At 59.8% G+C, this 9,731-nt stretch carries 8 protein-coding genes; 5 read left to right on the top strand and 3 right to left on the bottom strand.

Features of this window, described 5'->3' with window-relative positions:
* Positions 1 to 265 precede the first annotated feature (265 nt).
* Positions 266 to 952, top strand: a complete 687-nt coding sequence (gene yihA, locus AC2VNK_RS04220; protein ID WP_486882935.1) for a ribosome biogenesis GTP-binding protein YihA/YsxC — start codon at positions 266 to 268, stop codon at positions 950 to 952.
* 65 nt (positions 953 to 1,017) lie between these two features.
* Entirely contained in the window at positions 1,018 to 2,280 is a 1,263-nt protein-coding gene (gene kch / locus AC2VNK_RS04225) for a voltage-gated potassium channel protein (RefSeq protein WP_291521139.1), read from the top strand.
* A 2-nt stretch (positions 2,281 to 2,282) separates the two neighbouring features.
* Here the strand turns inward: kch and polA are convergent, their stop codons facing one another.
* Positions 2,283 to 4,982: a DNA polymerase I gene (gene polA, locus AC2VNK_RS04230; RefSeq protein ID WP_486882936.1), complete on the bottom strand. Its 2,700-nt coding sequence runs from the start codon at positions 4,980 to 4,982 to the stop codon at positions 2,283 to 2,285.
* 69 nt (positions 4,983 to 5,051) lie between these two features.
* Here polA and AC2VNK_RS04235 point away from each other — a divergent pair, with 69 nt between their 5' ends.
* Genes AC2VNK_RS04235 through AC2VNK_RS04245 form a run of 3 tightly spaced genes read left to right on the top strand, consistent with a single transcriptional unit; the run spans position 5,052 to position 7,103 of the window.
* Positions 5,052 to 5,771 carry an LOG family protein gene (locus tag AC2VNK_RS04235; RefSeq protein ID WP_291521135.1) on the top strand — a complete coding sequence of 240 codons (720 nt, stop codon included), beginning with the start codon at positions 5,052 to 5,054 and terminating at the stop codon, positions 5,769 to 5,771.
* Positions 5,772 to 5,791: 20 nt separating this feature from the next.
* Positions 5,792 to 6,127 (top strand): DUF2782 domain-containing protein, encoded by a 336-nt coding sequence (locus AC2VNK_RS04240; RefSeq protein ID WP_486882937.1) that lies wholly within the window; start codon positions 5,792 to 5,794, stop codon positions 6,125 to 6,127.
* A gap of 43 nt (positions 6,128 to 6,170) precedes the next feature.
* Entirely contained in the window at positions 6,171 to 7,103 is a 933-nt protein-coding gene (locus AC2VNK_RS04245; RefSeq protein WP_486882938.1) for a homoserine kinase, read from the top strand.
* Between the two features lie 179 nt (positions 7,104 to 7,282).
* On the opposite strand, the gene AC2VNK_RS04250 is transcribed toward AC2VNK_RS04245, so the two are convergent.
* Positions 7,283 to 7,690 carry a ComEA family DNA-binding protein gene (locus AC2VNK_RS04250; RefSeq protein ID WP_291521129.1) on the bottom strand — a complete coding sequence of 136 codons (408 nt, stop codon included), beginning with the start codon at positions 7,688 to 7,690 and terminating at the stop codon, positions 7,283 to 7,285.
* 17 nt (positions 7,691 to 7,707) lie between these two features.
* Positions 7,708 to 9,731 (bottom strand): 3'-5' exonuclease (locus AC2VNK_RS04255; protein ID WP_486882939.1); only part of this gene is annotated, 2,024 nt, incomplete at its 5' end.

Raw genomic sequence — 9,731 nt, forward strand, 5'->3', positions numbered from 1 at the left:
TCAATCAGAGATGCTGATAACGCCCTTTCTCATTGCGGGGGTGCTGCAAGGCGCGTATTTGTATTTTTTTCAGCGATTTTTTAGAAAAGAATGACGCGCAACACGGATGACAAGGTGAGGACATAACCGAGGCGACGATAGCGCCCCTTGCGCGCGGCGCGAGACCTGCAACATCCGCAGTCTACGGCCGCGCCCAGACTGCGGCGGGTGCAATTTTTATGGTTTCGCATTGCCAGACGGGGTAGGCGGCGACTATGCTCTAAGCATGGACCATACCAACCCCAATTCCTTTCGTTTCGCGCCGCTACGGCGGGCTGCCTACCGCCTGAGTGTGACCCGAGCGGAACAGTTACCCGCCGATGATGGCGTCGAAGTGGCTATTGCTGGCCGTTCCAACGTCGGCAAGTCATCCACCCTCAATATGCTGACCGAGCGCCGGGCCCTGGCGCGGGTCAGTCGCACCCCGGGCCGTACCCAGGCCATCAATGTTTTCGACCTCGATCCGGGTCAGCGCCTCGTGGATCTGCCTGGCTACGGGTATGCCAAGGTACCCGAGGCGCTGCGGCGCTCCTGGGGACCGTTGCTGGAACAATATCTGCGGCGGCGCGGCAGTTTGCGCGGATTAATCCTGGTGATGGATATCCGCCACCCCTACGGCCCCCATGACGCCGATCTCATTGCCTTCGCGGCGGGCTGCGGAAGGCCAGTGCATGTCTTGTTGAACAAGGCAGACAAACTCAGTCGCGGCGCGGCGATTCAAGAAATGGCCCGCCTGCGGCGGATTCCGGAATTGCATGGGGTCGCCATGCAGCTCTTCTCCGCCCAATCAGGGCTTGGTATAGACGAGTTGCATGAACGTATAGCGAGTTGGCTCACGCCAGAAGCAGAAAAAGAAACCCCGGCCTTGGCCGGGGCTAATAGCGAGTCCTCAAAGGGAGGGGAGGACTCATGATCCGGCCAGGGAGGGCAGACCGGATCCGGATAACCAACAGGTCATCCACGGTTTTGGAGTGAGGCGTGCGCAAAAAGTTCAGTGAACACCATCCCTGGCATGTGTTGCGGCCAGACTGGCGTGCCCGCTGGCACGCACGCGGGCAGCGCTGGGCAAACATCCTCCACCTGGAACACTGGTATCCGCATTTTCCCATCGCGGCGGCGGTAGGTTTTCTCGGGCTCTTCAATATCCTCCCGGCGCTGGAGCATCTGCTGGGCCTGAGCTACGTCGGCAGGTTGGCAGACGTCTCTCACAGCTTTGTGCTCGATGCCTTTCGCGGCATTCCCCAGGGTGCGGCGGGCATCATCTTGCTGATCATGTCCCTGGGCCTGCTCTTTCGCTCCCGTTTTGCCTGGGCCATCGTCCTGATCATGGCGATGGCCATCCTTGTCTTCGGAATTTATCGGCACCCCCATCAGATCTCCGTGCTGCTTTACTACAATGCCGCGCTGGTCTTTTTCCTGTGGATATTTCGTGGCCGTTTTAACCGCAGCAGTCTGGCAACTGGCACGCTGTTTGCCTTGGTCGGCGCCATTATGGTCATGAGTTATGGCGTCTTTGGCGCATATATTTTGGGGAACGGATTCAAACCGCAGATTCATAGCCTTTCTTCGGCACTCTATTTTTCGGTAGTCACCATGGCCACCGTGGGCTATGGAGATATCCTGCCGGTCAGCAACGAATCGCGACTTTTTGTGGTATCTTTAATCGTATTGGGAATAACGGTATTTGCTACTTCGCTTTCCGCTATTATCGTCCCGGCCGTGAATAATCGCCTGCAATCTGCCCTGCAAGGAGAAAAACGCCGCATGATTCGTAAAGGCCATTATATTATTGCGGGTGACACCCCGCTGGCGCGCAACAGCTATCGCGAACTCAAGGGACGCAATCTGCCCGTCGTAGTGATCATGGGACACCAGCCTGATGACTCCATCTATCAGCCAGAGGATTTGGTCATCGGCGACTCCAGCGATACAGATGTGCTGCGCAGTGCCGGTGCCGAGCAGGCTGCGGCCGTACTGGCTTTACGTGCCGACGACTCGGAAAACGCCTTTGTGGTGCTGGCTGTCAAAGAAATGGAGGGGTCGGCCAAAACCGTGGCTGCCGTCAACGACAGCAAAAATCTGGGGCGCGTCCGCCGGGTGCAGCCGGATATGATTATCGCCCCCCAGGTGTTGGGCGGGGAACTGCTGGCCATGGCCCTCAACGGCGAACAACTTGACAGTAATGCGGTGATGAAGATGTTCCGCTTCAGCAGCGGGACGGAGACTGCCAGAAAAGACTGAGCTCAGCCGTGCGCTTCATCCCAGTGCTTGCCGACACCCAACCCCACGAGTAGCGGCACCGCCAGTTCTGCTACACCTTCCATACGCGCCCTTAGTGCCGACTTCGCAGCCTCCAGGCCGGCCTCCGGCACCTCCAGAATCAGTTCGTCATGCACCTGGAGAATCATCCGACCACGCTCGGGCTGTTCCTGCAACCAGACATCCACGGCAATCATTGCCATTTTGATGAGATCCGCCGCAGTGCCCTGCATAGGTGCGTTAATGGCCGCACGCTCGGCATAATTACGCCGGGCCGGATTGCTGGAGCGAATTTCCGGTACATACAGACGGCGGCCAAAGAGCGTCTCCACATAGCCCTGCTTTTTCGCCAGGGCACGGGTCTGCTCCATATACTCGAGAACGCCCGGATAACGCTCAAAGTAACGGTCCATGTACTGTCGCGCCGCCGCCTGATCAATGCCCAACTGTTGCGCGAGGCCGTAGGGCGTCTGCCCATAGATCAGACCGAAGTTGATGGCCTTGGCCGCCCGGCGCGCAGCACTGTCCACCGCCTCCGGTGCCAGATTAAAGACCTCGGCAGCGGTAACCGCATGGATGTCCTGTTTCTCCGCAAAGGCTTGCAACAGACGGGCATCCCTGGAGAGATGGGCCATGATACGCAGTTCGATCTGCGAGTAATCGGCGCTCAGCAGCCAGTGCCCCTCCTCGGCGACAAAAGCCTGACGGATACGCCGGCCCTGTTCGGTACGCACCGGGATATTTTGCAGATTCGGATCGCTGGAGGAGAGGCGTCCGGTGGCCGCCACCGCCTGCTGAAAATGGGTATGGACCCGGCCGGTGTCGGGATTGATCATCTGCGGCAGTGCATCCGCATAGGTGTTTTTGAGCTTGGCCATGCCACGATAATCGAGAATCAGGCGCGGCAGATCGGCGTGAACAGCGAGCTGGGCGAGCACGTCTTCATTGGTCGAAGGCTGACCGCCGGGAGTTTTCTTGAGTACCGGCAACTGCATCTTGTCGAAGAGGATTTCCTGAATCTGCTTGGGGGAGTTGAGGTTGAAGGATTGCCCCGCCAGAACAAAGGCCTTCTGTTCACAGTCCGCCATGTCTTTACTCAGTTCCGTGCTCAGCACTTCGAGCTGGGCGCGATCGACTTTGACACCCGCTTCTTCCATACGCGCCAGCACCAGCACCAGCGGCATTTCTATTTCCATCAACACGCGCTGCAAACCGGGCTCGCTGGCGAACTGCGGCCAGAGCTGCGCATCCACACGCAGACAGACATCCGCGTCTTCTGCCGCATAAGGCAGTGCCTCCGCTATCGGCACATCGGCAAAACTACGCGCCGACTTGCCTTTGCCGACCACTTCTTCGTAGCGGATGTTCTGATGTTGCAGATAGCGCTCGGCGAGGGTATCGAGATCATGGCCGTTGTGACTGCTGTTAAAGACGTAGCTTTCCAGCAACGTGTCGCGGGCCAGACCGGCGGGGTGGATGCCATGCCGCCAGAAAACCCGCCAATCGTATTTAGCGTTCTGGGCCAGCTTGGCGGCCTGTGGGTCTTCCAGCCAGGGGCGCAAGGCGGTGAGGACGGTCTGCCGATCCAGTTGCGGACTACCGTCGCGGTGGCCAACGGGAATGTAGACGGCCTGATAGCCACCACCACCCGGCCAGGCGCAGGAAATCCCCACCAGATCGGCATGAAGCGGGTCGAGGCTCGTGGTTTCCGTGTCCAGAGCGACCACATCGGCCGTTTTCAGGGCGAGCAGCAACGCATCCAGCGCTTCCGCAGTGGTGATGGCCTGGTAGGCGGCGCGATCAATCTCACTGCTCCGCTTTTCTGGCACCTTCCCCGCATCGTCCGCAGGCAGGTCCCTGAGCCAGGCATGGAAACCCAGGCGCTGCGCCAACGCCCGCAGGGCGACCACATCCGCCGCCCGGCGGGCGTAAGTCGCGGCAGGCAGTGTCAGATCACAGCGAATGGTCGCCAGATCGCGGCTCAAAGGCAGAAAATGTGCGGAGGCACGCAGCGCCTCACCCACCTTGCCACCGATGTCGCCGGCATGGGCCAGCACACCGTCCAGATCGTCATATTGCGTCAGCCACCGGGCGGCCGTTTTCGGTCCGGCGCCCGGCACGCCGGGGATGTTATCCACCTTGTCGCCGATCAGCGCCAGCAGGTCGGCAATACGCTCCGGCGGCACACCAAAGCGCTCCTCAACCCCGGCCACATCCGTTTCGACACCTTTCATGGTGTCGATAAGCCGCACTCGCGGGTTCACCAACTGCGCCATATCCTTGTCGCCGGTGACGATAAGCACCTGCTGGTCGGGCGCCGCCTCCCGGGCCAGGGTGCCGATCACGTCATCCGCCTCCACGTCGGGCTCGATCACGAGCGGCAGGCCGGTGGCCCTGATCCAGTCGTGCAGCAGCGGAATCTGGGCCCGTAGCTCCTCCGGCATGGAGGGCCGCTGTGCCTTATACTCAGGATAAAGTCTGTCCCGGAACGTGCCGCCGGGAGCGTCGAATATGACGATGATTTCGTCACTCGGATACTCTTTGAGCAAGCGGCGAAGCATGTTAGCGACGCCGTAAATAGCTCCGGTCGGAAGATTGTCCGGGGCGCGCAGGTCGGGCAGCGCGTGAAAGGCGCGATAGAGGAAGCTGGAGGCATCGACGAGGATACGGGGGTCTTGGGGCATGGTCTGGGACTTCTCCGCGGATTTCCGTCATAATACGGAAAATCACCACCATTGACACGGGAATGACGGATGCGGGCACATCTCGAAGAGGAAAAACTGCGCGATAAGGGCGAGGGACGCCTCACCCGCGAGGCCTGGAAAATCTTTCAGATTATTGCCGAGTTTGTGCATGGCTACGAAAAACTGGCCGACGTCGAACCCTGTGTCAGCATTTTCGGTTCAGCCCGCATCGACCAGGAACATCCCTGGTATCTGAAAGCCCAGGAGATCGCCGAGAAACTCTCCAATGCCGGGTTTTCCGTCATCAGCGGGGGTGGTCCCGGAGTGATGGAAGCCGCCAACAAGGGCGCCTTTCGCGGCACGGGCTACAGCATCGGGCTCAATATCGAACTGCCCCACGAGCAGCATATTAACCCCTACCAGGATGTTTCCATATCCTTCGAGCATTTTTACTCACGCAAGGTCATGTTCGTGAAATACGCGGTCGCCTATGTGGTGATGCCGGGTGGTTTCGGAACCCTGGACGAACTTGCCGAGTGTCTGACCCTGGTACAGACCGGGAAGACGCGCAAGATGCCCATCATTCTGGTGGAGTCCAGTTTCTGGAAAGGACTGATCGACTGGTGGCGGGAATCCATGCTGACGGCGGGGACCATCAAGCCGGAAGATCTCCATCTCATCACCATTATCGACGACACCGACGAAGTAGTATCGGCCATTTTCAATCACTATGAAAAACGCGGCTTTGCGCCGTCTGCCGCTGAGACAGAGGCCCTTCTCAACCTTTAATGGCCCCAGGGAGTATTATCATGTCCATACGTATCTTCGCCCTAGTTGTCGGTATCTGCTTTGCGTTAGGCACCAGCTTCTCCGCATGGGCTGCGGATGATCTCCAAAAACTGCATCTGCCCACGCTGGCTCCCGAGGCCAAGACCGGGCCTAAAGCCGAGATCAAGGTGCCACAAGGCTCCAAGATTGAAGAATATAAGGTCAATGGCAAAGTGTACATGGTCAAGGTCATCCCGCCCAAGCCTTTTCCACCCTATTATCTGGAAGACAAGGGTGGCACCGGTCGCTTCACCGAAGTGCCGCAGACGGCGGCTGAACACCTGAGTGTACCCCAGTGGGTTATTTTCCGCTGGTAAAGTAGCCCTGTTCATTCCTGATCTCTGAGCGAAAGTGCCGTTTATGTCTGTTTATACCAATGTCAGTGACCTCGAACTCGCGCAATTTCTCAGGGATTATGACCTCGGCGTCGCCCATGCGCTGACCGGCATTTCCGCCGGGGTAGAGAACAGTAACTATTTCCTCGACACCGAAAAGGGTCACTTTGTCCTGACGCTTTTCGAGCGTCTGCCGCGCAACAAAATCCCCTATTTTCTTAATCTCACCGAATGGCTGAGCCTGCACGGCATTCCCTGCCCGCGCCCCATGCATACCACGGCAGGAAACAGCCTCAGCACGTTATGTGGTAAACCCGCCGCCATCGTTCAGCGCCTGAGCGGTACGTCCATCGAGGGGCGGGCGCCCTCTGTTGCCGAAATCAGCGCGCTTGGAACCTTGCTGGCGCGGATGCACCTGGCCGGGGAGAACTTTCCGGAGCGGCACCCCAATCCGGCCGGACTCACCTGGTGGCAGGAGACAGCCAGACATCTGGTGCCCCACCTGAGCCCGGAGGACAACGCCATCATTATGGAAGAGCTGACCTATCAGGGCGCGCTGGATCGCGCAGCAATTCCCGGCGGCGTCGTCCATGCGGATCTTTTCCCCGATAATGTTTTGTTCGAGAACGGCCAGATCTCCGGCACCATCGATTTTTACTACGCTGGGGATGATGCTTGGCTCTACGACTTGGCGGTGGTGGCCAACTCCTGGTGCTCGGAAGCCGATGGTTGTTTTGACCGGGCGTTAGTTACGGCGTTATGGGATGCCTATGTGGCTGCCCGCCCTCTGCAGACCGGCGAGGAAGTGTTGTGGTTCCCGCTGCTGCGCGCCGCCGCCCTGCGCTTCTGGCTCCTGCGCCTGGATGCCGTGCACTTTCGCCGCCCCGGGGCCATCACCCAGTGCAAAGACCCGGAGGAATACCGGCGGATTCTTCTCAAGCGCCGCCAGATGGTATAAACACCAGCCCGCCACAGATCTGCAACACCTCAACAAGATCACGACTTCAGGGTTTATGATCCGGCAGCTTCTTCCCCGACCAGTGCGCAATCAACGCCAGCGCAATGCCGAAGAACAAGCCCTCGCTGGCGGGCAAGGCCCAATCCGGATGAAATACAGCCAGATCATTGCGGGGTAGCTTAGTCTTTGAGCGAGAAGGCATTGCTCTGTGGAGAACTTTCCAGAATATAGCCGTGACTTCCGCGCCGAACGACGCGTTCCTCTCCCACAGGCACTGCAGCATGGGAATGACCAGCCTGTCGGGCGGTTTTTTGCGGTAACACCGAGTCGCCGCTGAGGCTCACCACCGGGCGCAAGTGCTCTAATAGCTTGGGACCGATGCCATGGACGCTGGCGAGCTCATCCACGCTCTTGAAAGACCCATGCGCCTGTCGGTATTCCAGCACCGCCTGTGCCTTGGCCGGACCAATGCCCGGCAGCGCATCCAGTGCCGCAGCATCAGCGGTATTGATATTCACCGACGCCCAGACGGCAGGGGCAAACAGCAGGAACAGCAAGCACAAAAATCCCCGTAATCCTGTTTTCATCACGCTCCACTCCTTTTTTAAGGCAAACCCTCCAAAGCCACCACCCCCAGCGCCAGCCACTTGCTTCCAGAAGCGAACTGCACCTGAATTCGGCCTTGGCGGCCGCCTGCCTCATAATCCAGCACCATCCCCTCGCCAAAGACCGGGTGCCGGAGGCGTGAGCCCAGCGGAAAGGGCCTATCCGGTACCGTTGCCCGCACGGGTATAACAGGTCGGCTGATCCGCGCCCGCGGTCGCAGTTCCTGCAAAAGCTCCTGGGGAATCTCCCGCAGAAAGCGCGAAGGCATGGTCATCCGCTCACTGCCATGCAGGCGGCGGCTCTCGGCATGGCTGATGACCAGCAGACGCATGGCCCGGGTCATACCCACATAGCAAAGACGCCGTTCTTCGGCCAGTCCCTGGGGGTCTTCCAGAGAGCGCTGGTGGGGGAAAAGTCCTTCTTCCAGCCCCACCAGAAACACCAGTGGGAACTCCAGGCCCTTGGCGCTGTGCAAGCTCATCAACTGCACGCAGTCCTCCCAGGCATCCCCGGCGCCATCTCCTGCCTCCAGGGCGGCATGGGTCAGAAACTCCGAGAGCATGTTCCCCGGCTGTGGTGCCAGATCGCCTAGATTCGGGTCAGACGACCAGTCCTGGGCATAACTGCGCGCGGCGTTGGTCAATTCGTCCAGGTTCTCCAGGCGGCCTTCAGCGCGGTCACCCTCGCGGGCGTGCCATTCGCGCAAGCCGGTATGGGCCAGCACCGTCTCCACCCGCTCGCCGAGATCCGTCTCCGCGGTCTGCGCGGCAAGTGCATCCACCAGAGTAAGAAAGGCATTGATTTTCGGCTGCCCCAGCTCACCCGCTGCCTGCCAGAGCGACAGGCCCCGCTCCCGGGCCAGGTTGCGCAGCCGATCCACACTGACCGCACCGATGCCCCGCGCCGGCACATTCACCACTCGTTCAAAGGAAGCATCGTCGTGACGATTTACCGTGAGGCGCAGGTAGGCGAGGGTATCCTTGATTTCCGCCCGCTCGAAGAAGCGGAGGCCTCCATACACCCGATAGGGCATTCCTTCACGCACCAGCACTTCTTCAAAGGCCCGCGACTGGGCATTGGAGCGGTAGAGGATGGCGCATTCGGCACGGCGGCCACCGGCGCCCAGCCACTGCTGAATACGCCCCACCACATAACGCGCCTCATCCACTTCGTTATAGGCGGTGTATAACTGAATGGCGTCACCACCCGGCTCCGCCGTCCACAGGGTTTTCCCCAGACGATCAGGATTGTGAGCGATGACGGCATTGGCGGCATCCAAAATGGGTGTCGTCGAACGGTAGTTCTGCTCCAGCCGCACCACCTGTGCCCCGGCAAAGTCTTCTGCGAAGCGCAGCAGATTCTCCACTCGCGCACCACGCCAGGCATAGATGGACTGGTCATCATCGCCGACCACAAAAATCTGCCCATGCCGCGCCAGCCCCTTCAGCCAGGCATATTGCACCGCATTGGTGTCCTGAAACTCGTCCACCAGAATATGCTGAAAACGGCGCTGATAATGATCGAGGATTTCCTGCGATTCCCAGAGACGCAGGGCGTAGAGCAACAGGTCACCGAAGTCCACCAGCCCTGAGCGCTTTTTAGCCGCTTCATAGGCGCTGTAGATGGGAACGAAGGGCGCCGCTGCCGGGCCTTCATACTGTAGCACCTGCTCCGGCCCCAGACCCTCGTCTTTCCAGCGACCGATACGCCCGGCCATGGCCCGCGGCGGCCACTGCTTCTCATCCATCTGCACTTCACGCATGATCCGCCGCAGCAGGCGCTGGCTATCGTCGGCATCCAGAACCTGAAAGTCTGCGGGCAAGCCCAGCGTTTCGTGATGCATGCGCAGCAGGCGGTGGGCGATGCCGTGGAAGGTGCCCATCCACAAGGCCCGTAAATCCATGGCCACCATGCCATCCAGCCGCCCGCGCATGGCGCGGGCCGCCTTGTTGGTGAAGGTCACCGCGAGAATCTCGCCGGGATGTACGCCTCCTTCCAGCAAATGGGCAATGCGGCTGGTCA

Source organism: Acidithiobacillus sp. TH-A35, from assembly GCF_057473505.1.

Bases quoted from the DNA above. Each gene is read 5' to 3' on its own strand.
- polA (WP_486882936.1), bottom strand. From the start codon at position 4,982: ATGCCCCAAGACCCCCGTATCCTCGTCGATGCCTCCAGCTTCCTCTAT.
- AC2VNK_RS04250 (WP_291521129.1), bottom strand. From the start codon at position 7,690: ATGAAAACAGGATTACGGGGATTTTTGTGCTTGCTGTTCCTGCTGTTT.
- yihA (WP_486882935.1), top strand. From the start codon at position 266: ATGGACCATACCAACCCCAATTCCTTTCGTTTCGCGCCGCTACGGCGG.
- AC2VNK_RS04240 (WP_486882937.1), top strand. From the start codon at position 5,792: ATGTCCATACGTATCTTCGCCCTAGTTGTCGGTATCTGCTTTGCGTTA.
- AC2VNK_RS04245 (WP_486882938.1), top strand. From the start codon at position 6,171: ATGTCTGTTTATACCAATGTCAGTGACCTCGAACTCGCGCAATTTCTC.
- AC2VNK_RS04235 (WP_291521135.1), top strand. From the start codon at position 5,052: ATGCGGGCACATCTCGAAGAGGAAAAACTGCGCGATAAGGGCGAGGGA.